The sequence below is a fragment of the Halomonas sp. ND22Bw genome, assembly GCF_003011945.1.
GTDB classification, from domain to species: Bacteria; Pseudomonadota; Gammaproteobacteria; order Pseudomonadales; family Halomonadaceae; genus Halomonas; species Halomonas halophila.
Map to the genome: position 1 here is coordinate 99707 of NZ_PXWD01000010.1, position 25852 is coordinate 125558.

Annotated in this window: 27 protein-coding genes, 4 tRNA genes and 1 rRNA gene; all 32 read right to left on the reverse strand. The window is 63.5% G+C overall.

Annotated elements, in window-relative coordinates:
- Window positions 1-2 precede the first annotated feature (2 nt).
- Complete coding sequence (rplN, locus tag CVH10_RS13290) at window positions 3-374, reverse strand: 50S ribosomal protein L14 (protein ID WP_016856410.1); 372 nt, start codon at window positions 372-374, stop codon at window positions 3-5.
- Between the two features lie 52 nt (window positions 375-426).
- Window positions 427-687, reverse strand: a complete 261-nt coding sequence (rpsQ, locus tag CVH10_RS13295; protein WP_035596363.1) for a 30S ribosomal protein S17 — start codon at window positions 685-687, stop codon at window positions 427-429.
- 1 nt (window position 688) lies between these two features.
- Window positions 689-880 (reverse strand): 50S ribosomal protein L29, encoded by a 192-nt coding sequence (gene rpmC / locus CVH10_RS13300; protein ID WP_035596360.1) that lies wholly within the window; start codon window positions 878-880, stop codon window positions 689-691.
- Window positions 880-1293: a 50S ribosomal protein L16 gene (gene rplP, locus CVH10_RS13305; RefSeq protein ID WP_035596358.1), complete on the reverse strand. Its 414-nt coding sequence runs from the start codon at window positions 1291-1293 to the stop codon at window positions 880-882. The genes rpmC and rplP overlap by 1 nt, the downstream gene beginning before the upstream one ends.
- 15 nt (window positions 1294-1308) lie before the next feature.
- On the reverse strand, window positions 1309-2007 hold the full coding sequence (gene rpsC / locus CVH10_RS13310) for a 30S ribosomal protein S3 (RefSeq protein WP_016856414.1): 699 nt from the start codon (window positions 2005-2007) through the stop codon (window positions 1309-1311).
- Between the two features lie 11 nt (window positions 2008-2018).
- Window positions 2019-2351, reverse strand: coding sequence for a 50S ribosomal protein L22 (gene rplV / locus CVH10_RS13315; protein WP_035596356.1), 333 nt, complete (start codon window positions 2349-2351; stop codon window positions 2019-2021).
- 17 nt (window positions 2352-2368) lie between these two features.
- On the reverse strand, window positions 2369-2644 hold the full coding sequence (rpsS, locus tag CVH10_RS13320; protein ID WP_026068605.1) for a 30S ribosomal protein S19: 276 nt from the start codon (window positions 2642-2644) through the stop codon (window positions 2369-2371).
- Between the two features lie 33 nt (window positions 2645-2677).
- Entirely contained in the window at window positions 2678-3508 is an 831-nt protein-coding gene (rplB, locus tag CVH10_RS13325; RefSeq protein WP_035596353.1) for a 50S ribosomal protein L2, read from the reverse strand.
- Between the two features lie 17 nt (window positions 3509-3525).
- Window positions 3526-3822 carry a 50S ribosomal protein L23 gene (rplW, locus tag CVH10_RS13330; protein ID WP_035596350.1) on the reverse strand — a complete coding sequence of 99 codons (297 nt, stop codon included), beginning with the start codon at window positions 3820-3822 and terminating at the stop codon, window positions 3526-3528.
- Window positions 3819-4427 carry a 50S ribosomal protein L4 gene (rplD, locus tag CVH10_RS13335; RefSeq protein ID WP_035596347.1) on the reverse strand — a complete coding sequence of 203 codons (609 nt, stop codon included), beginning with the start codon at window positions 4425-4427 and terminating at the stop codon, window positions 3819-3821. Before rplD ends, rplW begins: the two co-directional genes overlap by 4 nt.
- Before the next feature lie 14 nt (window positions 4428-4441).
- The gene (gene rplC / locus CVH10_RS13340) at window positions 4442-5080 is read right to left on the reverse strand and encodes a 50S ribosomal protein L3 (RefSeq protein WP_035596344.1); all 639 of its coding nucleotides are present in this window, start codon (window positions 5078-5080) and stop codon (window positions 4442-4444) included.
- A gap of 154 nt (window positions 5081-5234) precedes the next feature.
- Window positions 5235-5546: a 30S ribosomal protein S10 gene (gene rpsJ, locus CVH10_RS13345; RefSeq protein ID WP_010626466.1), complete on the reverse strand. Its 312-nt coding sequence runs from the start codon at window positions 5544-5546 to the stop codon at window positions 5235-5237.
- Between the two features lie 164 nt (window positions 5547-5710).
- The gene (tuf, locus tag CVH10_RS13350; protein WP_035596342.1) at window positions 5711-6904 is read right to left on the reverse strand and encodes an elongation factor Tu; all 1194 of its coding nucleotides are present in this window, start codon (window positions 6902-6904) and stop codon (window positions 5711-5713) included.
- A gap of 29 nt (window positions 6905-6933) precedes the next feature.
- Window positions 6934-9054: an elongation factor G gene (gene fusA, locus CVH10_RS13355; RefSeq protein WP_035596340.1), complete on the reverse strand. Its 2121-nt coding sequence runs from the start codon at window positions 9052-9054 to the stop codon at window positions 6934-6936.
- 30 nt (window positions 9055-9084) lie between these two features.
- The gene (rpsG, locus tag CVH10_RS13360; RefSeq protein WP_016856423.1) at window positions 9085-9555 is read right to left on the reverse strand and encodes a 30S ribosomal protein S7; all 471 of its coding nucleotides are present in this window, start codon (window positions 9553-9555) and stop codon (window positions 9085-9087) included.
- A gap of 131 nt (window positions 9556-9686) precedes the next feature.
- Entirely contained in the window at window positions 9687-10061 is a 375-nt protein-coding gene (gene rpsL / locus CVH10_RS13365) for a 30S ribosomal protein S12 (protein ID WP_016856424.1), read from the reverse strand.
- 183 nt (window positions 10062-10244) lie between these two features.
- A complete protein-coding gene (gene rpoC, locus CVH10_RS13370) occupies window positions 10245-14462 on the reverse strand; it encodes a DNA-directed RNA polymerase subunit beta' (protein WP_035596338.1) in 4218 nt (1405 codons plus the stop codon).
- A gap of 87 nt (window positions 14463-14549) precedes the next feature.
- On the reverse strand, window positions 14550-18629 hold the full coding sequence (rpoB, locus tag CVH10_RS13375; RefSeq protein ID WP_035596337.1) for a DNA-directed RNA polymerase subunit beta: 4080 nt from the start codon (window positions 18627-18629) through the stop codon (window positions 14550-14552).
- Between the two features lie 233 nt (window positions 18630-18862).
- Entirely contained in the window at window positions 18863-19234 is a 372-nt protein-coding gene (gene rplL / locus CVH10_RS13380; RefSeq protein ID WP_016856427.1) for a 50S ribosomal protein L7/L12, read from the reverse strand.
- Window positions 19235-19323: 89 nt separating this feature from the next.
- Window positions 19324-19827 (reverse strand): 50S ribosomal protein L10, encoded by a 504-nt coding sequence (gene rplJ / locus CVH10_RS13385; RefSeq protein WP_035596334.1) that lies wholly within the window; start codon window positions 19825-19827, stop codon window positions 19324-19326.
- A gap of 270 nt (window positions 19828-20097) precedes the next feature.
- Window positions 20098-20790 (reverse strand): 50S ribosomal protein L1, encoded by a 693-nt coding sequence (gene rplA / locus CVH10_RS13390; protein WP_035596332.1) that lies wholly within the window; start codon window positions 20788-20790, stop codon window positions 20098-20100.
- A gap of 2 nt (window positions 20791-20792) precedes the next feature.
- Window positions 20793-21224, reverse strand: a complete 432-nt coding sequence (rplK, locus tag CVH10_RS13395; protein ID WP_035596330.1) for a 50S ribosomal protein L11 — start codon at window positions 21222-21224, stop codon at window positions 20793-20795.
- A 95-nt stretch (window positions 21225-21319) separates the two neighbouring features.
- A complete protein-coding gene (gene nusG / locus CVH10_RS13400) occupies window positions 21320-21853 on the reverse strand; it encodes a transcription termination/antitermination protein NusG (protein ID WP_035596328.1) in 534 nt (177 codons plus the stop codon).
- Window positions 21854-21861: 8 nt separating this feature from the next.
- Window positions 21862-22230, reverse strand: coding sequence for a preprotein translocase subunit SecE (gene secE, locus CVH10_RS13405; protein ID WP_035596326.1), 369 nt, complete (start codon window positions 22228-22230; stop codon window positions 21862-21864).
- A 73-nt stretch (window positions 22231-22303) separates the two neighbouring features.
- Window positions 22304-22379: transfer RNA gene (locus tag CVH10_RS13410), tRNA-Trp, on the reverse strand.
- 148 nt (window positions 22380-22527) lie between these two features.
- Window positions 22528-22602, reverse strand: a tRNA-Thr gene (locus tag CVH10_RS13415).
- 12 nt (window positions 22603-22614) lie between these two features.
- A tRNA-Gly gene (locus CVH10_RS13420) sits at window positions 22615-22688 on the reverse strand.
- Window positions 22689-22737: 49 nt separating this feature from the next.
- Window positions 22738-22821 (reverse strand) — tRNA-Tyr (locus tag CVH10_RS13425).
- Between the two features lie 119 nt (window positions 22822-22940).
- Window positions 22941-23780: a type III pantothenate kinase gene (locus tag CVH10_RS13430; protein ID WP_035596323.1), complete on the reverse strand. Its 840-nt coding sequence runs from the start codon at window positions 23778-23780 to the stop codon at window positions 22941-22943.
- Complete coding sequence (locus CVH10_RS13435; protein WP_035596318.1) at window positions 23780-24760, reverse strand: biotin--[acetyl-CoA-carboxylase] ligase; 981 nt, start codon at window positions 24758-24760, stop codon at window positions 23780-23782. The genes CVH10_RS13430 and CVH10_RS13435 overlap by 1 nt, the downstream gene beginning before the upstream one ends.
- Before the next feature lie 149 nt (window positions 24761-24909).
- On the reverse strand, window positions 24910-25149 hold the full coding sequence (locus CVH10_RS13440; protein WP_052052490.1) for a hypothetical protein: 240 nt from the start codon (window positions 25147-25149) through the stop codon (window positions 24910-24912).
- A 459-nt stretch (window positions 25150-25608) separates the two neighbouring features.
- Window positions 25609-25723, reverse strand: a 5S ribosomal RNA gene (rrf, locus tag CVH10_RS13445).
- Window positions 25724-25852 lie beyond the last annotated feature (129 nt).

The following is a 25852-nucleotide window of genomic DNA, read 5'->3' on the forward strand; positions in this document are numbered from 1 at the left end:
CCTTACAGCACTTCAGGCGCCAAGGAAATGATCTTCATGAACTTCTCTGTGCGAAGCTCACGGGTCACCGGACCGAAGATCCGGGTACCGATCGGCTGTTCGTTGGTGTTGTTCAACAGAACCGCCGCATTTCCATCGAAGCGGATCAGCGAACCGTCGTTACGACGGACGCCGCTACGGGTGCGAACGACCACCGCTTTGAGGACCTGGCCTTTCTTGACCTTGCCACGCGGGATGGCTTCTTTCACCGTGACTTTGATGACGTCGCCGACGCGGGCGTAACGGCGGTGTGAACCGCCGAGCACCTTGATGCACTGCACCCGGCGCGCCCCGCTGTTGTCGGCGACATCCAGCATTGTCTGAGTCTGAATCATCGGTTTTCTCCAAACCTAAACTGACTGCACTGGTTCGACTGGCGTTTGCCGATCAACCCTTGGCCTGTTCGAGAACTTCGACCAGGGTCCAGGCCTTCTTCTTGGACAGCGGACGGCTCTCCTCGATGGAGACCGTATCACCGGCCTTGGCCTGGTTTGCCTCGTCATGGGCGTGCAGCTTGGTGGAGCGCTTGACGTACTTGCCGTAGATCGGGTGGCGCTCACGACGCTCGATCATCACAACGATGGACTTGTCCATCTTGTCGCTCACCACCTTGCCGGTGAGCGTACGGGCTTTTTTCTCTTCGGCCATCTCAGACACCTGCCTTCTCGTTGAGCACAGTCTTCACGCGGGCGATATCCCGACGAACCTGCTTGAGCAGATGGGTCTGGCTGAGCTGGCCGGTGGCCTTCTGCATGCGCAGGTTGAACTGCTCGCGGAGGAGTTCGAGGAGCTGCTCCTGGAGCTGCTCTGCGGACTTTTCACGAATTTCCTGGGCTTTCATCACATCACCGTCCGTTTCACAAAGGTGGTGGAGACCGGGAACTTCTGGGCGGCCAGGGCGAATGCCTCGCGTGCCAGCTCCTCGGAAACGCCTTCGATCTCGTACAGGACACGGCCGGGCTGGATCTGCGCGACCCAGTATTCGACAGAGCCCTTACCCTTACCCATCCGGACTTCCAGCGGCTTCTTGGAAATCGGCTTGTCGGGGAAGACACGGATCCAGATCTTGCCGCCACGCTTGACGTGACGGGTGATGGCACGACGGCCGGCTTCGATCTGACGGGCGGTGACGCGACCGCGACCAGTGGCCTTCAGGCCGTACTCGCCGAAGCTCACCTTGCTACCGCGATGCGCCAGGCCACGGTTGCGGCCCTTCTGCACCTTGCGGAATTTCAAACGCTTGGGTTGTAACATCGACTCGCTCTCCCCTTACTTGGAACCTTTCTTCTTGGAGGGCGCGCTCTGCGGCTGCTTGGCCTTGGCGCGGACCTCCTCGATGCCCCCGAGGATTTCACCCTTGAAGACCCAGACCTTGACACCGATGATGCCGTAGGTGGTCTTGGCCTCGTAGGTGGCGTAGTCGATGTCCGCACGCAGGGTGTGCAGCGGCACGCGACCTTCGCGATACCATTCGGTGCGGGCGATCTCGGCGCCGCCGAGACGGCCTGAGAGCTGCACCTTGATACCGCCGGCGCCCAGGCGCATGGCGTTCTGGACGGAGCGCTTCATGGCGCGACGGAACATGACGCGACGCTCGAGCTGGCCGGCGATGTTCTGCGCGACGAGCTGGGCGTCCAGCTCCGGCTTGCGAACTTCCTCGATGTTGACGTGAACCGGCACGCCCATCATCTGAGTGACTTCGCGACGCAGCTTGTCGACGTCCTCGCCCTTCTTGCCAATCACGATGCCCGGACGGGCAGTGTGAATGGTGACGCGGGCGTTGTTGGCCGGACGCTCGATGGTGATCTTGCTCACGGAGGCGTTCTTGAGACGCTCTTCCAGGAAGCTACGCACCTCGAGGTCGTTGTTCAGCTTATCGGCATAGGCGCCGCGCTCGGCATACCAGACCGAGGTATGGTCCTTGACGATACCCAGGCGAATGCCTGTCGGATTGACTTTCTGACCCATCTGGTCGACTCCTACTTCTCGGCTACCTTGACGGTGATGTGGCAGGTGCGCTTCAGAATGCGATCCGCACGGCCCTTGGCGCGCGGACGGATGCGCTTGAGCGTCATGCCCTCATCGACGCAGATGGTCGAGACACGCAGCTCGTCGATATCCATGCCGTTGTTTTCTTCCGCGTTCGCGATGGCGGACTGCAGCACCTTCTTGACCAGCTTGGAGGCCTTCTTCGGGGAGAAGGTCAGCAGATCGAGTGCTTCGGCGACCGGCTTACCGCGCACCTGGTCAGCCACCAAACGGGCCTTCTGGGCGGATAAGCTAGCGCCACGCAGCTTTGCTGTGACTTCCATCTCTTAATCCTCTTGGCTTACCGTTTGGCTTTCTTGTCCGCCGCATGACCGCGATAGGTGCGGGTGGCAGCGAATTCGCCCAGCTTGTGGCCAACCATTTCCTCGGAGACGTGCACCGGGACGTGTTGGCGACCGTTATGGACCGCAATGGTGAGCCCGACCATGTTGGGCAGGATCATGGAGCGGCGCGACCAGGTCTTGATCGGTTTGCGCTCGCCCTTCTCCACTGCAGTCTCAACCTTCTTCAGCAGATGAAGGTCAATAAAAGGACCTTTCTTCAGTGAACGTGGCACAGCCGTTACCTCTTAATGTCTTGGCGTGGGATCTTATTTCCGGGCCTTGCGGCGACGGACGATCAGCTTGTCGGTGCGCTTGTTCTTGCGGGTCTTGTGGCCCTTGGTGGGCATACCCCACGGAGACACCGGATGACGACCACCGCTGGTGCGGCCTTCACCACCACCGTGCGGGTGATCCACCGGGTTCATGGCCACGCCGCGAACGGTCGGACGCACGCCTTTCCAGCGCTTCGCACCGGCCTTGCCAAGCTGACGCAGGCTGTGCTCGGAGTTGCTCACCTCACCCAGGGTCGCGCGGCACTCGGCCAGCACCTTGCGCATCTCGCCGGAGCGCAGACGCAGGGTGGCGTAGTTGCCTTCGCGGGCCACCAGCTGGGCGCTGGTACCGGCACTGCGTGCGATCTGAGCGCCCTTGCCGGGCTTGAGCTCGATGCAGTGCACGGTGGAACCCAGCGGGATGTTGCGCAGCGGCAGGGCGTTGCCCTTCTTGATCGCTGCGTTCACGCCGGACTCGAGACGGTCGCCGGCCTTCACACCGCGCGGAGCGATGATGTAGCGACGTTCGCCGTCCATGTACTTCAGCAGCGCGATGTGGGCGCTACGGTTCGGATCGTGCTCCAGGCGCTCGACGACGGCGGGAACGCCATCCTTGGTGCGCTTGAAGTCGATGATCCGGTAGTGCTGACGGTGACCACCGCCCACGTGGCGGGTGGTGATGCGACCGTAGTTGTTACGGCCACCGGACTTGGACTGCTTTTCGAGCAGCGGCGCGTACGCGCGGCCCTTGTGCAGCTCCTCGCCGACGATCTTGACGACGTGGCGACGACCGGCGGAAGTAGGTTTAGTCTTGACGATTGCCATGATCCGTGCTCCTGCCTTTACTCGGCGCCAGAGAAGTCTTCGAGCGTCTCGCCGGCGGCCAGGGTGACGTACGCCTTGCGATAGCCTTTACGGAGACCGGTGCCATGCGCGGTGCGCTTGGTCTTGCCCTTGACGTTCAGGACCTGAACGCGATCGACCTTCTTGCCGAACAGCTCCTGCACGGCGGTCTTGATCTCGGGCTTGGTCGCGTCGCTTGCCACCTTGAACACGTACTGGTTGCGCTCGGCGGCCATGGCGGCCTTCTCGGTCACGTGCGGACCCAGCAGCACCTTGAATACACGTTCCTGGTTCATGCCAGCTTCTCCTCGAATTTACGCAGAGCGGAGACGGTGGCCAGGACCTTGTCGAAGGCGACCAGGCTCACCGGATCGGCGGCAGCGACGTCCACGACATCCACGTTCGGGATGTTGCGGGCGGCGAGGTACAGATTCTCGTCGACCTCTTCGGTGACGATCAGCACCTTATCCTCGAGGCCCAGCTCGCTCAGCTTGGCGACCAGCTGCTTGGTCTTGGGGGTCTCGACGGCGAAGGCGTCGACGGCCACCAGACGCTCCTGGCGCACGAGCTCGGAGAGGATCGAGCGCATGGCCGCACGGTACATCTTGCGGTTGACCTTCTGGGTGTAGTCCTGCGGACGAGCCGCGAAGGTCACGCCGCCGGCACGCCAGATCGGCGAGCGGATGGTACCGGCGCGGGCACGGCCGGTGCCCTTCTGGCGCCACGGCTTCTTGCCGCCGCCACGAACGTCGGAACGGTTCTTCTGGGCACGGGTACCCTGACGACCACCGGCCAGATAGGCGGTGACGACCTGGTGCACGAGTGCTTCGTTGAACTCTTTGCCAAAGGTGGCTTCGGCGACTTCGACGGTGCCGCCAGCACCTGCAAGATTCAGATTCATCGGTAAATTCCCCTTCAGCCTGCTTTGACGGCGCTGCGCACGATGACATCACTGCCGGTGGCGCCGGGCACGGCACCCTTGACCAGCAGCAGGTTACGCTCGGCGTCGACACGGACGACTTCCAGGCTCTGGACGGTGCAACGCTCGTTGCCGAGCTGACCGGCCATCTTCTTGCCCTTGAACACGCGACCCGGGGTCTGGCACATGCCGATGGAACCCGGTGCACGGTGGGCCAGGGAGTTACCGTGGCTGTTGTCCTGGGTACGGAAGTTCCAGCGCTTCACGGCGCCCTGGAAACCCTTACCCTTGGAGGAGCCGGTCACGTCGATCTTCTGACCAGCCTCGAAGAGGGATACGGTGAGTTCGCCGCCCACTTCCGGAGCCTCGACGCCTTCTTCCAGGCGGAACTCCATCAGCGAACGACCGGCCTCGACGCCGGCTTTCGCGAACTGACCGGCTTGGGCCTTGGAGAGATGCTTGGCCTTGCGGGAACCGGTTGTCACCTGCACCGCGGCATAGCCGTCGGATTCGACGGACTTGACGCGAGTCACGCGGTTCGGCTCAACCTCGATCACGGTCACGGGCACTGAGGCGCCGTCTTCGGTAAAGACACGGGTCATCCCGGCCTTCGTACCGACCAAACCGATAGTCATTACTACGTCTCCTTTAGTGTACGGGGCTATCACCCGCTATGGCTGCCCTTTCCAGAGCATTCCACTAGCACGTTGTGTGGCGCCATCCCGGCGCGGCGGCTGCTGCCTGTACCATGTTCCGACAGGCGCTGGGCCGCGAGTGTCTAGTGTGGTATCAGTCGAGCTTGATCTGCACGTCCACGCCGGCGGCGAGGTCGAGCTTCATCAGGGCGTCAACGGTCTTCTCGGTCGGCTCGACGATGTCGAGCACGCGCTTGTGCGTACGAATCTCGTACTGGTCACGAGCGTCCTTGTTCACGTGCGGAGAGATCAGCACGGTGTAGCGCTCGCGATTGGTCGGCAGAGGAATCGGACCCCGCACCTGGGCGCCGGTACGCTTGGCGGTATCAACGATCTCCGCGGCGGACTGGTCGATCAGGCGGTGGTCGAAGGCCTTCAACCGAATGCGAATCTTCTGGTTCTGCATTTGCCCTAAACTCCAATGGATCTTGACGGCGCGAGCCGTCAACCCACGCATTCAAAGGATGCGCATTATAGGCGCGCCGCCGACGAGAGTCAAACCCCTCATGACGGTGCGCAGAAAGGGGGCTCCGCAAGGAGCCCCCTTCGATCGCTCGATCAGCGTGATGCTTACTCGACGATCTTGGCCACGACGCCGGCGCCGACGGTACGACCGCCTTCACGAACGGCGAAACGCAGACCTTCGTCCATGGCGACCGGAGCGATCAGGCTGACGACCATCTTGACGTTGTCGCCCGGCATGACCATCTCGACGCCTTCCGGCAGTTCACAGGTACCGGTGATGTCGGTGGTACGGAAGTAGAACTGCGGACGGTAGCCCTTGAAGAACGGAGTGTGACGACCACCCTCGTCCTTGGACAGCACGTACACCTCGGCCTCGAACTTGGTGTGCGGGGTGATGGTGCCCGGCTTGGCCAGGACCTGACCACGCTCGACGTCGTCACGCTTGGTGCCGCGCAGCAGGGCGCCGATGTTCTCGCCGGCACGACCTTCGTCGAGCAGCTTGCGGAACATCTCGACACCGGTAACGGTGGTCTTGGTGGTGTCCTTGATGCCGACGATCTCGACTTCTTCGCCAGACTTGACGATGCCGCGCTCGACACGACCGGTCACAACGGTACCGCGACCAGAGATGGAGAACACGTCCTCGATCGGCATCAGGAACGGCTGATCGATGGCACGCTCCGGCTCCGGGATGTACGCGTCAAGGGCCTTGATCAGGTTGGCAACGGCGGTGGTACCCATGCCGTTGTCGTCCTTGCCTTCCAGGGCCATCAGCGCGGAACCGGTGATGATCGGGCAGTCGTCGCCCGGGAAGTCGTACTCGCTCAGGAGCTCACGGACTTCCATCTCGACCAGCTCGAGCAGCTCTTCATCGTCGACCATGTCGGCCTTGTTCAGGAACACGACGATGTACGGCACGCCGACCTGACGAGACAGCAGGATGTGCTCGCGAGTCTGCGGCATGGGGCCGTCGGCGGCAGAGCAGACCAGGATAGCGCCGTCCATCTGGGCAGCACCGGTGATCATGTTCTTGACGTAGTCGGCGTGACCCGGGCAGTCGACGTGCGCGTAGTGGCGCTCTTCGGACTGGTACTCGACGTGAGCGGTCGCGATGGTGATGCCGCGCTCACGCTCTTCCGGGGCGTTGTCGATGGAGTCGAACGCACGAGCGTCGCCACCGAAGACTTCCGCGGACACGCGAGTCAGGGCCGCAGTCAGCGTGGTCTTACCGTGGTCGACGTGACCGATGGTACCGACGTTGACGTGCGTTTTGGAACGTTCGAATTTTTCCTTAGCCACTGCTATGACCTCTTTACGTTAGCTAACGGTTAACCGTTCTGGTTGATGACGGCTTCAACGACGCTGTTCGGCGCCTCTTCGTAATCCGCGAACTCCATGGTGTAGCTCGCGCGGCCCTGGGTCTGAGAGCGCAGGTCGGTTGCGTAACCGAACATCTCAGCCAGCGGAACGGTGGCGCGGATGACCTTGCCTGCGGGCGAGTCGTCCATGCCCTGGACCAGACCACGGCGACGGTTCAGGTCGCCCATGACATCCCCCATGAATTCCTCGGGAGTCACGACCTCGACCTTCATCACCGGCTCGAGGAGCACGGCCTTGGCCTTGGGTGCGCCTTCCTTGATCGCCATGGAAGAGGCGACCTTGAACGCGGTCTCGTTAGAGTCCACGTCGTGGTAGGAACCGTCGAACAGCGTGACCTTGACGTCAATCATCGGGTAGCCCGCGATGACACCGTTCTGGAGCTGCTCATAGGCCCCTTTCTCGACGGCCGGCACGTATTCCTTCGGAACCACACCGCCGACGATTTCAGAAGCGAATTTGAAGTTCATCTCTTCATCTTCGCCCTTGTCCTCGGCCGTCAACGGCTCGATACGCAGGATAACGTGACCGTACTGGCCGCGACCACCGGACTGGCGAACGAACTTGCCTTCCTGCTCGACGCTGTTGCGGATGGTTTCGCGGTAGGCGACCTGCGGCTTGCCGATGTTGGCTTCCACCTTGAACTCGCGACGCATGCGGTCAACGATGATGTCCAGGTGCAGCTCGCCCATGCCGGAGATGATGGTCTGGCCGGTTTCCTCGTCGGTCTTGACCTGGAAGGACGGATCCTCCTGGGCCAGCTTGCCGAGGGCGACACCCATCTTCTCCTGGTCGGCCTTGGACTTCGGCTCCACGGCCACGGAGATCACCGGATCCGGGAACTCCATGCGCTCAAGAATGATCTTGTCATTCAGGTCGCACAGGGTGTCACCGGTGGTGACGTCCTTCAGGCCGATGCAGGCGGCGATGTCGCCGGCCAGCACTTCCTTGATCTCCTCGCGGGAGTTGGAGTGCATCTGCACGATACGGCCGACGCGCTCCTTCTTCTGCTTGACGGAGTTGTAGACGCTGTCGCCGGACTTCAGCACGCCGGAGTAGACGCGGATGAAGGTCAGGGTACCGACGAACGGGTCGGTCGCGATCTTGAACGCCAGAGCGGCGAACGGCGCACTGTCGTCCGCTTCGCGGGTCGCGAGGGTGCCGTCCTTGTCGTCCAGCTCACCCTCGATGGCCTTGACCTCGGTCGGCGACGGCATGTACTCGATCACGCCGTCCAGAACCGCCTGCACGCCCTTGTTCTTGAACGCGGAGCCACAGGTGACCAGCACGATCTCGTTGTCGAGCGTACGACGACGCAGACCGGCCTTGATCTCCTCCTCGGAGAGGTCGCCTTCCTCGAGGTACTTCTCCATCAGTTCTTCGGAGGCCTCGGCGGCGGACTCGACCATGTGCTCGCGGTATTCCGCGGCCTTGTCCTGCAGATCGGCAGGAATGTCGACCAGCTCGTAGTTCATCCCGAAGTTGGCTTCATCCCACTGGATGGCCTTCATCTGGATGAGATCGATCACGCCCTTGAAGTCGTCCTCGGCGCCCCAGTTGATCTGGATCGGCACGACGTTGGCGCCCAGCTTGTCTTTCAGCTGGTTGACGACCATGAAGAAGTCGGCACCGGCACGGTCCATCTTGTTGACGAACACCATGCGCGGAACTTCGTACTTGTTGGCCTGGCGCCAGACGGTCTCGGTCTGCGGCTGCACACCGGAGGAACCGCACAGCACGACGACCGCACCGTCGAGCACACGCAGGGAACGTTCGACTTCGATGGTGAAGTCAACGTGCCCCGGGGTGTCGATGATGTTGATGCGGTGCTCATCGAACTGCTTGTTCATGCCCTGCCAGAAGCAGGTGGTCGCCGCGGAGGTGATCGTGATGCCACGCTCCTGCTCCTGCTGCATCCAGTCCATGGTGGCGGCGCCCTCATGGACCTCGCCGACCTTGTGAGACAGACCGGTGTAGAACAGGACACGCTCGGTAGTGGTAGTCTTACCGGCGTCGACGTGGGCCACGATACCGATATTGCGGTAACGCTTGAGCGGAGTCTTGCGAGCCACGATGTAACTCCCGTTGGTTGGCGGTGCGGTTTAGAAGCGGTAGTGAGAGAAGGCCTTGTTGGCCTCTGCCATGCGATGCACGTCTTCACGCTTCTTGACGGCCGAACCCTTGCCTTCGGCGGCATCCAGCATTTCGCCAGCCAGACGCTGCACCATGGTCTTCTCACCGCGACGACGTGCGGCGTCCACCAGCCAACGCATGGCCAGCGCCTGACGGCGAGACGGACGCACTTCGACCGGTACCTGATAGGTCGCACCGCCGACGCGGCGAGACTTCACCTCGACCATGGGCTGGATGGTTTCCAGCGCCTTGTCGAAGATCTCCAGCGGCTCTTCGTTGGAACGATCGGCAACCCTGTCCAGCGCACCATAGACGATGCGCTCAGCTACGGACTTCTTGCCGCTGATCATCAGGTGGTTCATGAACTTCGCCAGGCGCTCGGATCCGAACTTGGGATCCGGGAGGATCTCGCGCTTGGCCGCAACTCTTCTTCTAGGCATGATAAGCCCTCTTCCGAAGGGTCCTTCAGGTAAACCCGAGACGACCGGATGGGCGCTCGACCTTACTCTTATCAGACCGTGTCAATATCGATGTTCTGGTGTGGCCGTAGCCGGTAACGCTGCGCGGAGGCTTAGGCCTTCGGACGCTTGGTACCGTACTTGGAACGACCCTGCTTACGGTTCTGGACGCCGGAGGTATCCAGGGCACCGCGAACGGTGTGGTAACGGACACCCGGAAGGTCCTTCACTCGACCGCCACGGATCAGGACCACGGAGTGCTCCTGGAGGTTGTGGCCTTCACCGCCGATGTAGGAAGACACCTCGAAGCCGTTGGTCAGGCGCACACGGCAGACCTTACGCAGGGCCGAGTTCGGCTTCTTCGGGGTGGTGGTGTAAACGCGGGTGCAGACGCCGCGCTTCTGCGGGCAGGCCTGCAGCGCAGGCACGTCGCTCTTGGCGGCCTGACGCTTGCGCGGCTTGCGCACGAGCTGATTGATGGTAGCCATTTATCGCTCCAAATGGGTTGCCTTGGCGGAAGCGAGTAGCCGTTCGCTTCCTGTCTTGCGTTCCTCTTTCCCAATGGCGCGGGCGCACCCGCCCCACTGTTAAAGGCTGCGCATTCTAATGGCTGACGCCATCGACCGTCAAGCGCGACGCCCCGAGGGGCGCCGCGCGAGCGGTCATCGACGTCAGATTTCGTCGTCGTCCGAGTCGAGCGCGGTGAGCTGAGCGCCCAGTTCCTGCTCGACATCCTGGGCCGACGGCTGGAGCACGCGTTCGGCGTCTTCACGCTTGCGGCGGCGCTCCGCGTGGTGGGTCAGGCCGGTACCGGCCGGGATCAGACGTCCCACCACCACGTTTTCCTTCAGGCCGCGCAGGTAGTCGCGCTTGCCGGTAACCGCCGCTTCGGTCAGCACCCGCGTGGTCTCCTGGAAGGAGGCCGCGGAGATGAACGACTCGGTGGCCAGGCTGGCCTTGGTGATACCCAACAGCAGGCGCTGGTACTTGGCCGGGAACTTGTCGGTGGCCTCGAGCGCCGCGTTCTGCTCCAGCACCCGCACCAGCTCGACCTGGTCGCCCGGGATGAAGTCGGAATCGCCGGCATCGGTGATCTCGACCTTGCGCAGCATCTGACGCACGATCACTTCGATGTGCTTGTCGTTGATGCCCACGCCCTGCAGGCGATAGACGTCCTGCACCTCGGCGACGATGTACTTGGCCAGTTCGGCGATGCCGAGCAGACGCAGGATATCGTGCGGATTGCTCGGGCCGTCGGAGATGACCTCGCCCTTCTCGACGGTCTCACCCTCGAACACCGCGATCTGGCGCCATTTCGGGATCAGCATCTCGAACGGATCGCCGGATTCCGGGGTGATCGCCAGACGACGCTTGCCCTTGGTTTCCTTGCCGAAGCTGATGGTACCGCTGATCTCGGCGAGGATCGCCGGCTCTTTCGGCTTGCGCGCCTCGAACAGGTCGGCCACGCGCGGCAGACCACCGGTGATGTCCTTGTTACCGGTGGCTTCCACCGGAATACGGGCCACCACCTCGCCGACGCCGATCTTGGAACCGTCGTCGACGGTCACGATCGCCTTGCCGGGCAGCAGGTACTGCACCGGGGTGTCGGAGTTGGCCACGGTCACCGGCTTGCCGGCCTCGTCGGACAGCAGGATCATCGGGCGCTTGTCGCGGCCGGCCATGGGACGCGCCGCAGACTCGATCACCTCGATGGAGGACAGGCCGGTCATCTCGTCCACGCTGCGGTGGATGGTGACGCCCTCGTCCATGTCCGCGTACTGCACCTTGCCCTCGGCCTCGGCCACGATCGGGTGGGTGTGCGGATCCCACTTGGCCACGGTCTGACCGGCGTCGACGACATCGCCGTCCTTGACGGAGAGCTCGGCGCCGTAGGGCAGCTTGTAGTACTCGCGCTCGCGACCGTGCTCGTCGGCGACGGCCAGGGCGCTGGAGCGGGAGACCACGACCAGCTTGCCGTCGCCGCGTTCCACGTGCTTGATGTTGTGCAGGCGCACCTTGCCGCCGTGCTTGACCTGGACGCTGTCCACTGCGGAGGCACGAGAGGCCGCACCGCCGATGTGGAAGGTCCGCATGGTCAGCTGGGTACCCGGCTCACCGATCGACTGGGCGGCGATGACGCCCACGGACTCGCCGACGTTGACCTGATGGCCACGGGCCAGGTCGCGACCGTAGCACGAGGAGCAGACGCCATGGCTGGTGTCGCAGCTGATCGCGGAGCGCACCACGATCTCGTCGACGCCCATGGTGTCGAGCTCGGCGCACCAGGCCTCGTCGAGCAGCGTGCCGCGCGGAATCAGCACTTCCTCGCTCTCGGGATCGATGACGTCCTGTGCGACCACGCGGCCAAGCACGCGCTGGGCCAGCGAGACGATGATGTCGCCGCCCTCGATGACCGGGTGCAGGGTCAGGCCGTTCTCGGTGCCGCAGTCGGCCTCGGTGATGACCATGTCCTGTGCCACGTCGACCAGACGACGGGTCAGGTAACCGGAGTTGGCGGTCTTGAGTGCCGTATCCGCCAGACCCTTACGCGCACCGTGGGTCGAGATGAAGTACTGGAGGACGTTCAGGCCTTCACGGAAGTTGGCGACGATCGGGGTCTCGATGATCGAGCCGTCCGGCTTGGCCATGAGGCCACGCATGCCCGCCAGCTGGCGGATCTGGGCGGCACTACCCCGGGCACCGGAGTCGGCCATGATGAAGACGCTGTTGAAGGAGTCCTGCTCGACCTCGTTGCCCTCACGGTCGATGACGCTCTCCTTGGAGATGCCGGTCATCATCGCCTTGGCGACCTGGTCGTTGGCACGGGCCCAGATATCGATGACCTTGTTGTACTTCTCGCCCGCGGTCACGAGACCGGAGGAGAACTGGTCCTCGATTTCCTTGACCTCTTCCTCGGCGCCTTCGACGATCTCGGCCTTGGCATCCGGGATGACGAAGTCGTTGACGCCGATGGAGGCGCCGGACCAGGTGGCCATGCGGAAGCCGGTGTACATCAGCTGGTCGGCGAAGATCACCGCGGGCTTCAAGCCGGCGCAGCGATACACCTCGTTGATCAGCTGGGAGATCGCCTTCTTCTTCATCGGCTGGTCGATCAGCTCGAAGGACACGCCTTCGGGCAGGATGCGGAACAGCAGCGCGCGACCCACGGTGGTGTCGTAGATCTTGCGAGTCTGGCTCTGCTCGCCGGTCTCCTCGTCCACGGTCACCTCGTCGAGGCGCACCTTGACGCGGGCGTGCAGGTCGACGCTCTGGGTGCCGAAGGCGCGCTCGACCTCGTTGAGGTCGGAGAACACCATGCCCTCACCCTTGGCATTGATCTTCTCGCGGGTCATGTAATACAGACCCAGCACCACATCCTGGGACGGCACGATGATCGGCTCGCCGTTGGCCGGTGACAGCACGTTGTTGGTGGCCATCATCAGCGCGCGGGCTTCGAGCTGCGCTTCCAGGGTCAGCGGCACGTGGACGGCCATCTGGTCGCCGTCGAAGTCGGCGTTGTAGGCGGCACACACCAGCGGGTGCAGCTGGATCGCCTTGCCCTCGATCAGCAGCGGCTCGAAGGCCTGGATGCCGAGACGGTGCAGGGTCGGGGCGCGGTTGAGCAGCACCGGATGCTCGCGGATGACATCGGCGAGGATGTCCCACACCTCCGGCAGCTCGCGCTCGACCATCTTCTTGGCGGCCTTGATGGTGGACGCCTGGCCGCTGGCCTGCAGCTTGGAGTAGATGAACGGCTTGAACAGCTCGAGCGCCATCTTCTTCGGCAGACCGCACTGGTGCAGACGCAGGGTCGGGCCCACGGTGATGACCGAGCGGCCGGAGTAGTCGACGCGCTTGCCCAGCAGGTTCTGACGGAAACGCCCCTGCTTGCCCTTGATCATGTCGGCCAGCGACTTCAGCGGACGCTTGTTCGAGCCGGTGATGGCCCGGCCGCGACGGCCGTTGTCGAGCAGGGCGTCGACCGCTTCCTGCAGCATGCGCTTCTCGTTGCGCACGATGATGTCCGGCGCGTTGAGATCCAGCAGCCGCTTGAGGCGGTTGTTGCGGTTGATCACGCGACGGTAGAGGTCGTTCAGGTCGGAGGTCGCGAAGCGACCGCCGTCCAGCGGCACCAGCGGACGCAGGTCCGGCGGCAGCACCGGCAGCACTTCCATCACCATCCACGCCGGGTCGTTGCCGGAGCCCTGGAAGGCCTCCAGCAGCTTCAGGCGCTTGGACAGCTTCTTGATCTTGGTCTCGGAATTGGTCTGCGGGATTTCCTCGCGCAGACGCTCGATCTCTTCCTCGAGATCGATGTCCTTGAGCATGGCCTGGACGGCCTCGGCACCCATGCGGGCGTCGAAGTCGTCACCGAACTCCTCGAGGGCCTCGAAGTACTGCTCGTCGTTGAGCAGCTGGCCGCGCTCGAGGGTGGTCATGCCCGGATCGACGACCATGAAGCTCTCGAAGTAGAGCACCCGCTCGATGTCGCGCAGGGTCATGTCCAGGAACATGCCGATGCGGGACGGCAGCGACTTCAGGAACCAGATGTGCGCGACCGGGCTGGCCAGCTCGATGTGGCCCATGCGCTCGCGGCGCACGGCGGCCTTGGTGACCTCCACGCCGCACTTCTCGCAGATGATGCCGCGATGCTTCATCCGCTTGTACTTGCCGCACAGGCACTCGTAATCCTTCACCGGGCCGAAGATCTTGGCGCAGAACAGGCCGTCGCGCTCCGGCTTGAAGGTACGATAGTTGATGGTCTCGGGCTTCTTGACCTCGCCGAAGGACCAGCTGCGAATCATGTCCGGCGACGCCAGCGTGATCTTGATCGCGTCGAACTCGTCGGACTGAGACTGCGATTTGAGGACTTTCACCAAATCTTTCATGGGTCGGCTCCGTTGCGGAGTTGTCATGGGCGGGGGCGCGCACGCCCCCGCGGACCGTCATTACTGCGAAGCGCCGTAGCGGCCGCCTCAGCTCTCCAGTTCGATATCGATGCCCAGCGAGCGGATTTCCTTCACCAGCACGTTGAAGGATTCCGGCATGCCCGCCTGCATGGTGTGGTCGCCATCCACGATGCTCTTGTACATCTTGGTGCGGCCTTCCACGTCGTCGGACTTGACGGTGAGCATTTCCTGAAGGGTGTAGGCGGCGCCATAGGCTTCCAGGGCCCAGACCTCCATTTCCCCGAAGCGCTGACCACCGAACTGCGCCTTGCCGCCCAGCGGCTGCTGGGTCACCAGGGAGTAGGAACCGGTGGAACGCGCGTGCATCTTGTCATCCACCAGGTGGTTGAGCTTCAGCATGTACATGTAACCCACGGTGACCGGGCGATCGAAGGCATCGCCGGTACGACCGTCGTAGAGGGTCGTCTGGCCGGAATCCGGCAGGTCGGCCAGCGTCAGCAGGTGCTTGATCTCATGCTCGCGAGCGCCGTCGAAGACCGGCGTGGCCATGGGCACGCCCGCCTTGAGGTTCTTCGCCAGCGCGATCACCTCGTCGTCGGAGAGCGAATCGATGTCCTCGACCCGGGTGCTCGACTCGGTATTGTAGACCTTGCCCAGGAACTCGCGGATCTGCGAGACCTGCTGGTCGCGGGCGTCGCGCAGCATGTGCTCGATCTTCACGCCGAGGCCGCGGGCGGCCATGCCCAGGTGGGTCTCGAGGATCTGACCGACGTTCATGCGCGACGGCACGCCCAGCGGGTTCAGCACCACGTCGATCGGCTCGCCGTTGTCGTCGAACGGCATGTCCTCGACCGGCATGATGGCCGAGATGACACCCTTGTTACCGTGACGGCCGGCCATCTTGTCGCCCGGCTGCAGGCGACGCTTGATGGCGAGGTAGACCTTGACGATCTTCAGCACGCCCGGCGCGAGGTCGTCGCCCTGGGTGAGCTTGCGCTTCTTGTCCTCGAAGCGCTCGTCCATCTCCTTGCGACGGGTCTCCAGCTGCTCGTCGGCCTGGGCCAGCAGCTCGTTGAGGCTCTCGTCCTGCATGCGCAGCTTGAACCACTGCTGACGCGGCAGCTCCTCGAGGTACTCGTCGCTGAGCACGTCGCCCTTCTTGAGCTTCGGCCCCCCGTTGACCGGCTGGCCGACCAGGGTGCGCTGCAGACGCTCGAAGGTCGCGTCCTCGGCGATGCGGTAGGTCTCCTGGAGATCCTTGCGCACCTCGTCGAGCTGTTGCTGCTCGATGGAGAGCGCACGGGAGTCCTTCTCCACGCCGTCGCGGGTGAACACCTGCACGTCGATGACGGTGCCCTTCATGCCGGTCGGGGCACGCAGGGAGGTGTCCTTCACGTCGGACGCCTTCTCACCGAAGATCGCACGCAGCAGCTTCTCCTCCGGGGTCAGCTGGGTCTCGCCCTTGGGCGTGACCTTGCCGACCAGGATGTCGCCCGCGCCGACCTCGGCACCGATGTAGACGACGCCGGCCTCATCCAGCTTGCCGAGCGCGGACTCGCCGACGTTCGGAATGTCGGAGGTGATCTCTTCCGCGCCCAGCTTGGTGTCGCGGGAGACGCAGGTCAGCTCCTGGATGTGGATGGTGGTGAAACGGTCTTCCTGGACGGCCCGCTCGGAGAGCAGGATGGAGTCCTCGAAGTTGTAGCCGTTCCACGGCATGAAGGCGATGCGCATGTTCTGGCCCAGGGCCAGGTCACCCATGTCGACGGACGGGCCGTCGGCCAGGATGTCGCCGCTGGCCACGCTGTCGCCGGGGCGCACGATCGGACGCTGGTTCTGGCAGGTGTTCTGGTTGGAACGCAGGTACTTGGTCAGGTTGTAGATATCGACGCCGGCTTCGCCGCCGATGATCTCGTCCTCGTTGACCCGCACCACGATGCGCTTGGCATCGACGGAGTCGATGGTGCCGCCACGACGGGCCACGGCGCAGACGCCGGAGTCGCGGGCCACGAAACGCTCCATGCCGGTACCGACCAGCGGCTTGTCGGCGCGCAGGGTCGGCACGGCCTGACGCTGCATGTTCGCCCCCATCAGGGCGCGGTTGGCGTCATCGTGCTCGAGGAACGGGATCAGGGCCGCGGCCACGGACACCACCTGACGCGGCGAGACGTCCATCAGGGTGACCTGCTCGGGGCGCATGAAGGTGGTCTCGCCGCGATGGCGGACCTGCACCAGGTCGTCGACCAGCTTGCCGCCCTCGTCCACGGTGGCCGAGGCCTGGGCGATGACGAAGTTGCCCTCCTCGATCGCGGAGAGGTGCACCACGTCGTCGGTCACCTGACCGTCCACGACCTTGCGGTACGGCGTCTCGAGGAAGCCGTAGCTGTTGGTGTGGCTGTAGGTGGCCAGCGAGTTGATCAGACCGATGTTCGGACCCTCGGGGGTCTCGATCGGGCACAGGCGGCCGTAGTGGGTGGCGTGAACGTCACGCACCTCGAAGCCGGCACGCTCGCGGGTCAGACCGCCCGGGCCGAGGGCGGAGACGCGACGCTTGTGCGTGACCTCGGACAGCGGGTTGTTCTGGTCCATGAACTGCGACAGCTGGGAGGAGCCGAAGAACTCCTTCACCGCCGCGGCCACCGGCTTGGCGTTGATCAGGTCCTGCGGCATCAGGCCTTCGCTCTCCGCCATGGAGAGGCGTTCCTTGACCGCACGCTCGACGCGCACCAGGCCGACGCGGAACTGGTTCTCGGCCATCTCGCCGACGCAACGGATGCGGCGGTTGCCCAGGTGGTCGATGTCGTCGACGTCGCCGAAGCCGTTACGGATGTTGATCAGCTCGCCGAGCACGTCGAGGATGTCGCGCTGGTCGAGAACGCCGGCCCCCTCGTCCTGCTCGCGGCGCAGACGACGGTTGAACTTCATCCGACCGACGCCGGACAGGTCGTAGCGGTCTTCGGTGAAGAACAGGTTGTTGAACAGCGTCTCGGCGGCTTCCTTGGTGGGCGGCTCGCCGGGGCGCATCATGCGGTAGATCTCGACCAGCGCCTCGAGCTGGGAACCGGTGGTGTCCAGCTTGAGGGTGTCGGAGACGAACGGACCGCAATCCAGATCGTTGGTGTACAGGGTCTCCAGGCGGGTCAGGCCGGCCTGGCCCAGGGTTTCCAGCACTTCCGGAGTGATCGCGGTGTTGCAGGCGCAGATCAGCTCGCCGGTGTTGGGATCGATCTGGTCCTTGGCCAGCACCTTGCCGAACAGGTAGTCCATCGGCACCTCGAGACGCTCGAGGCCGGCCTTCTCCAGCTGGCGGATGTGCTTCTGGGTGACGCGACGACCTTCCTCGACGATGACGTTGCCGTCACCATCCTTGATGTCGAAGGTCGCGGTCTCGCCGCGCAGGCGAGACGGCACCAGTTCCACGGAGAAGCCGCGCTTCTCGATGTGGAAGGTGCTGGTGTCGAAGAACTCGTCGAGGATCTCCTCGGCGCTCATGCCCAGCGCGCGCAGCAGCACCGTGGCCGGCAGCTTGCGGCGACGGTCGATGCGCACGAAGACGTTGTCCTTGGGATCGAACTCGAAGTCCAGCCAGGAACCGCGGTAGGGAATCACCCGAGCGGAATACAGGAGCTTGCCGGAGGAGTGGCTCTTGCCCTTGTCGTGATCGAAGAACACGCCCGGGGAGCGGTGCAGCTGGGAAACGATGACGCGCTCGGTACCGTTCACCACGAAGGTACCGTTCTCGGTCATCAGGGGGATTTCCCCCATGTAGACTTCCTGCTCCTTGATGTCCTTGATCGCCTTGTTCGACGAATCCTTGTCGTAGATGATCAGACGGACCTTGACGCGCAGGGGAGCCGAATAGGTGACGCCACGCAGCTGGCACTCCTTGACGTCGAAGGCCGGAGTGCCGAAACGGTAGCTGACGTATTCCAGCGCAGCATTGCCGGAGAAGCTCTCGATCGGAAAGACCGACCGGAAGGCGGCATGCAGGCCGAGGTCGAGGCGTTCTTCGGGTGAGCGATCCTGCTGGAGAAAGTCGTAATAGGAATCAAGCTGGATGGCCAGCAGGTAAGGCACATCCATCACTTGGGGCAGTTTGCCGAAATCCTTGCGGATGCGTTTTTTCTCAGTGTATGAGTAAGCCATCTGTATTCCCCAGCTTGTTCACCATGGGTGACCGATGCGTGTCGGCGCCACCCGACGGACGCGGCTCCGTCAGGCGCTGACGGCAAGCCCCCGGAGGGAGGCTCGCCGTCGGAATTCGGCTGGCGGAGGCCCGAAGGGCGAACCGCCTAGCGACAACAGAAAAAGGCCGGCAGCGGGTGTCCCGCCACCAGCCGTGGAAGCTTACGCAGCGCGTGAAGCCGTGGGCACAAGGATTACTTGAGCTCCACGCTCGCGCCGGCTTCTTCCAGCTTGGTCTTGGCTTCTTCGGCATCTTCCTTGGACATGCCTTCCTTCAGGGTCGCCGGGACGCCGTCGACGGCACCCTTGGCTTCCTTCAGGCCCAGACCGGTGATCTCGCGGACGGCCTTGATGACGTTGACCTTCTTGTCGCCAGCGGCGGTCAGCACCAGGTCGAACTCGGTCTGCTCTTCGGCAGCAGCGGCTTCACCGCCACCCGGGCCGGCGACGACGGCAGCAGCGGCGGTCACGCCGAACTTCTCTTCCATCGCTTCGATCAGCTCGGCGACTTCCATCACGGACATGTCGGCGACGGCGTTGATGATGTCTTCTTTGGTCAGTGCCATTTTCACGTTCCTAACTTTGCGGGAGTCTCGGCGGGCCGACGACTCGGTGATTCAATATTCGATTCGCGAGAGGAGGTCGAGTTCGCCGTTCAGGCGGCCTCGCCTTCCTTCTGGTCACGCAGCGCGGCGAGGGTACGAACCAGCTTGCCGGCAGAAGCCTCCTTCATGACGGACATCAGCTTCGCGATGGCCTCGTCATAGGTCGGCAGGCTTGCCAGGCGGTCGAGATCGCTCGCCGGGATGAACTCGCCTTCGTATGCCAGCGCCTTGACTTCGAAGTCTTCCTCGGACTTGCCGAACTCCTTGAACAGACGGGCGGCAGCGCCCGGATGATCGGTGGAGAAGGCCAGCAGAGTCGGACCCACGAAAGACTCGTTCAGGCACTCCCACTGAGTGCCTTCGAGGGCGCGGCGTGCCAGGGTGTTGCGGACAACACGGATCTGCACGCCATTCTCGCGGGCCTGCTTGCGCAGTTCGGTCATCTTGCTGACCGGGACGCCACGAGAGTCGGCAACGACGACGGAGAGAGCATCCTTGGCCGCTTCACTGACCTCGGCAACAATGGCCTTCTTGCCTTCGAGTGCTAGTGGCACGGTGATCACTCCTTCGTGCCGGAATCTCCGCAGAGGATTCCGGTGGTTACCATCTCCCCCGGCGGGCCGTGAGGCCACTCGCCGGGGGTCCTGGGTGATGGTGCTCACCAGAGATCTGGCGGCCACACCATCTGCGCAGGCTGCCCCGAGGGACAATTAAGCCGCCTCGGCAGCGAGGCGGCACCTGCGGTCTTTGACGATGCCCCGCCGACTCGCATCGATGTCGTGCACGGGGACCGCAAAGTTCTTGCTCGGTGGTCGATCGCGGCGTTAGACGAACGCAGCGTGGTCGACGGTCAGGCCCGGGCCCATGGTGGTGGACAGCGAGACCTTCTTGAAATACACGCCCTTTGAAGTGCTCGGCTTGAGCTTCTTCAGGTCGGCGATCAGGGCTTCGAGGTTGCCGCGAATGGCGTCAGCATCGAAGTCGACCTTGCCGAGGGTGGCGTGGATGATGCCGTTCTTGTCGGTACGGAAGCGCACCTGACCGGCCTTGGCGTTCTTGACGGCGGTAGCCACGTCAGGCGTCACGGTGCCGACCTTCGGGTTCGGCATCAGGCCACGCGGACCGAGGATCTGACCCAGCTGACCGACGACGCGCATGGCGTCCGGCGAGGCGATGACCACGTCGAAGTCGAGCTGGCCTTTCTTGACCTGCTCGGCCAGGTCGTCCATGCCGACGATATCGGCACCGGCTTCCTTGGCGGCTTCTTCGTTGGCACCCTGGGTGAAGACGGCAACGCGCACGTCCTTGCCGGTACCGTTCGGCATGACGGTGGCGCCACGCACGACCTGGTCGGATTTACGCGGATCGACGCCCAGGTTGACGGCGACGTCCACGGACTCCTTGAACTTGACGGTGGACAGCTCGGAGAGCAGGGCCACGGCCTCCTCGAGGGAGTACGCCTTGTTCGGGTCGACTTTCTCGCGAATCTGCTGAGCGCGCTTGCTGAGCTTAGCCATGATCAGAGGCCCTCCACGTTGAGGCCCATGCTGCGGGCACTACCGGCAATGGTACGCACCGCGGCGTCGAGATCGGCAGCGGTCAGATCCGGCTCCTTGGCCTGGGCGATCTCTTCGAGCTGCGCACGGGTCACGGTACCGACCTTGTTCTTGTTCGGCTCACCGGAGCCGGACTTGATACCAGCGGCCTTCTTCAGCAGGACGGCGGCGGGCGGCGTCTTGGTGACGAAGGTGAAGCTGCGGTCGGAGTACACGGTGATGACGACGGGAGTCGGCAGACCGGCCTCGAGGTTCTGGGTCTCGGCGTTGAACGCCTTGCAGAACTCCATGATGTTCACGCCGTGCTGACCCAGCGCGGGGCCCACGGGGGGACTCGGATTGGCCTTACCGGCTGCAACCTGCAGCTTGATGTAAGCCTGTACTTTCTTGGCCATGATTTACTCCAGATGGGTGATAGCGCCTTGCGGCTCCCCGGTGAAGACGACCGCTCTCGGCGGCCGTCACGAAAATCTGCTTGGCGAGAGGGCGATTATTCCTTCTCGACCTGGGAGAACTCCAGCTCGACCGGCGTGGCGCGACCAAAGATCAGCACGCTGACCTGAAGACGGCTCTTGTCGTAGTTGACTTCCTCGACAACGCCGTTGAAGTCGGCAAACGGACCGTCGATGACGCGCACGGACTGTCCCGGCTCGAACATCGTCTTGGGGCGCGGCTTCTCGGTGCCATCCTTGACCCGGCTGAGGATGGCATCGGCCTCCCGCTGGGTGATCGGCGCCGGCTTCTCCTTGGTGCCTCCGATGAACCCCATGACGCGCGGGGTCTCGTTGACCAGGTGCCAAGTCTCGTCATCCATCTCCATCTCGACCAGCACGTAGCCGGGATAGAACTTGCGCTCGCTCTTGCGGCGCTTGCCGTCACGCATCTCGACGACTTCTTCGGTCGGCACCAGGATCTCGCCGAAGCGATCCTCCATGCCGTACATCTTCACGCGCTCGATGAGCGAGCGCATGACATGCTTCTCGAAGCCGGAGTAGGCGTGAACGACGTACCAACGCTTGGACATGAAGACTCCTAACCAATGACGCCGGACATGGCCCAGCCAAGCAGCGTGTCGATGAGCCACAGGGCCAGGCCCACGACCAGGACGGCCACCAGCACGATGGCGGTGGTTTGCACGGTCTCGGGACGGCTCGGCCAGACGACGCGCTGAATTTCCTTCTTGGCACTGCGAGCCAGCTCGACCAGCTCACGCCCCTTGGTGGTGGTCAGCGCCACCAGCGCCGCCACCACACTCAGGGCGACGACGCCAAGCACGCGATAAAGCAGCGCCTGGTCGGCAAAATAGGTATTGCCGACCACGGCAAGAACCAGCAGGGTAACGACAACCGCCCACTTGAGCCCGTCGTGGCGCGACTCCTGCACCTCGGCGTTATGTTTCATGAAAACGAGACTCCTCAAGGTGCGGCAATCGAAACATGAAAGATACAAGAAATCTCACCAGCCTGGGGAAGACTGGCAGGCCAGGAGGGAATCGAACCCCCAACCTGCGGTTTTGGAGACCGCTGCTCTGCCAATTGAGCTACTGGCCTGTTGCTTCCGCGACCGCCCTTTGCGGGAGGCCTCAGCGACAGCGGGCGCCATCATAGCGAATGCCGCCCGAACTGACAACCCCTGATCCGACCTGCTCGCACCGGCCAGGGAAAGAGAAAAGGCGAGCTGTCGCTCGCCTTTTCAATGTGGAGCTCATGGACGGATTTGAACCGTCGACCTCACCCTTACCAAGGGTGTGCTCTACCCCTGAGCTACATGAGCAAAACCTTAGCTTGGAGCGGGCAGCGGGGATCGAACCCGCATCATCAGCTTGGAAGGCTGAGGTTCTACCATTGAACTATGCCCGCCTGCCCGCTCTTTTTGCCACCACCCGCCTCGACGAGTGCGGCCAAAACCTGGTGGAGGGGGAAGGATTCGAACCTTCGAAGCTTTCGCGGCAGATTTACAGTCTGCTCCCTTTGGCCACTCGGGAACCCCTCCAACTGGCGGAGCATTTTACCGCTCCTGTTCTCGGTGTCAAGTGATTGTTTTACCAATCTTCTTGAAGCATGGCACGGCGGCCTCGGCTCGCCTGCTCCCCTAGAACGCGACGCATTGTGTCAAAGCAGCATGGAGAACGCAAGCCCTGCGCGTATCTTTTCCAGCGGCACCCGGCGCGGCACCGTTGGCGCGCCCGACATGCGACCCGCCCGCTCCGCCGCCGTGAGCGGGAAACAGGCCTCCAGCCCGCCATACACCATGTCAGGCCAGACGGCATGGGGCACCTGAACCCCGCGCGAGACCACCCGGGCATCCCCCCCGGTCAACAGCAGCGGCAGCGACACCCCCTCACGGTCGCACACCTCACTGTAGATCCGGTTCACCGCGCTCACCGCCGCCATGTAGATACCATGATTGACGGCCTCGACCGTTCGCGCCCCCGGCACCAGCAGCTCGTCGGCCTCGCTGTCCGGGTCGATCGCCACGTTGCGCGTGCCGAGCTTGAGGCTCTCCTTCATCAGGCGCAGCCCCGGCAGGATGTAGCCGCCCAGGTGCTGGCCGCCGGGCAGCACGAAGTCCACCGTGATGGCGCTACCGCAATCCACCGTGCAACAGCCGCCCGCCAGCTGATAGCCGGCCAGCACCCCCAGCCAGCGATCCACGCCCAGCTTGCCGGGCTCCCGGTATCCATTGCTGACCCCCAGTGCCTCGGGTTCCGAGCGCGCCACATGCACGCTGCGCACCCGGCGCTGCAGCAGGGCCACGGTCTGGGCCAGCACCGCCTTGCGCGCCACGCTGGATATCCTCACCGCCTCGACCACATCGAGATCCGGGATATCGGCCCCGGGCCGCCACTCCTCGCGTGTCCACACGGCCCCGCGCGATCGGATCTCGCTGCTCTCGGCATCCTTCAGCCGCCATTTGGACAAGGTGTTGCCGATATCCAGATCCAGGATCATTACCGCCCCCGCACGCTGATCTCGCCACCAGCGAGACGCTCGCGCCCGCCCTCCCCTTTCACCCAGAGGTTCCCGGCGGCATCGACGCCCTCGGCGACCGCGGGCTCGCGCCGCTCGCCACGCAGGATATCCACCTCGCGCCCGGCGAAGGCATGCCGGGCATTCCAGGCCTCCTGCCAGCCCTCGAAGCCTCGATGCTCGAAATCGGCCAGCATCGGCATCAGCCCGTCGAGCAGCTCCACGGCCAGCTGATTGCGTGACAGCCCCGGGGCCTGGTCATGGACCGCCCCCACCGGCTGCTCGATCCCCTCGCGAAAGGACAGCGGCAGATCGACGTTGATACCCATGCCCACCACCAGCTCGCAGGGCCCCGTCGCGTCCCCCGTCAGCTCGACCAGGATACCCGCCAGCTTGCCCAGCTCCCCCGAATCCATCTCCAGCAGCACGTCGTTGGGCCACTTGAGCCGCGGGCGCACGCCATGGCGCTCCAGCACCTGGGCCAGCACCACGCCGACAGCCAGGCTGAGACCCTCGAGGGCCGCCACGCCCGACTCCACCCGCCAGCCGATCGAGAACATCAGGGTACGCCCCCAGGGCGTCACCCAGGTGCGCCCTCGACGCCCTCGGCCGGCACTCTGCTGCTCCACCAGGCAGATCTCGCCATGCCCGGCGCCCTGAGCGAAGCGCTCGCGCAGAAACAGGTTGCTCGAAGGCAGCGTCTCCTCGACGAACAGGCGACTGACGTGCTGACGCACCTCTCGCGACAAGCCGGCCACGATAGTGGCCCCGTCGAGCAACTCCAGCGGTTCGGCCAGTCGATAACCCTGCCCTTTCACCGCCTCCATGGGAATCCCCAGCGCCTCCAGCTTGCGCAGCTGCTTCCAGACGGCGGCGCGAGACACGCCCAGCCGCTCGCCCAGCTGTTCGCCGGAATGGAATTCGCCATCGCTCAACAGGCGGATCAGGTCACCAATGGTCATGCACGCGCCCCTGCCGGGAAAAACGCTCATTCTAGCGGAACTGCCGCGGCGCCGGAAATTCCCGACCACATGGCGCTCACAACGAAAAAGGCCGGGCATTCGCCCGGCCTCTGCTGCTGCATGCATCGCGCCCGAAGCGCCACGCCGACTTAGTAGCCCGAATCGGCCTCGTCGGCAGCTTCCTCGACGCTGTCACCCATCTCCTCGACGGACTCACCCGCCTGATCCACGGCATCATCCATGCTCTCGCCGGCCTCTTCCATGGTCTCGTCGATATTCTCACCGGCCTGCTCTGCCGGGCCTTCCTCTTCGCAGGCCGCCAAGCCGAAGGCGGTCATGCCGATGAAGCTCGCCAGGGCGATCTTGCGCAGCATCGATTGGGTCATCATGAAACTCTCCTCCTGAGACGTCTCGTGTTCCGATTGAGTGCCCCGTCAGCCTAGCTGCCACGAAGCCGCTCGACCAGCATGGAAATCGCCAGCGCTAGGCAGCGCTGTTGCCCTGTCGCGACATTTTTCCAGCTTGAGGAGCCTCCATCTCCCCGGCCACATCGAACCCGCCTGATTGCCAGCAACTCACCCCTCGATGCATGAACGCCCCGCCCTCTCGCAGAGGACGGGGCGTTTTCTGGCCATTTTACGAGGGTTCATGCCAGCCCTCGAACCGAGGCCCGGACATGAAAAAACCCCGACTCGATGAGCCGGGGTTTTCTCGGGATAAGTGCCTGACGATGTCCCGGTCGGCGTTCCGATACTCTCCATGGGAACTCCCCGATCATATACGCGACCTGTCGGCCAGACATGAAAAAACCCCGAGCCTTTTGGGCTCGGGGTTTTCTCGATATAAGTGCCTGACGATGACCTACTCTCGCATGGGAACTCCCACACTACCATCGGCGCTGAGCGGTTTCACTGCTGAGTTCGGCATGGGATCAGGTGGTTCCCGCACGCTATGGTCGTCAGGCGAAAAAGGCAATGCGAATCATGCTGACGAGATCGTCTCTCGCGTATCCGCTGTCGTCTGTTGTCAGTCACAGACCACTTGGGTGTTATATGGTCAAGCCTCACGGGCCATTAGTATCGGTTAGCTCAA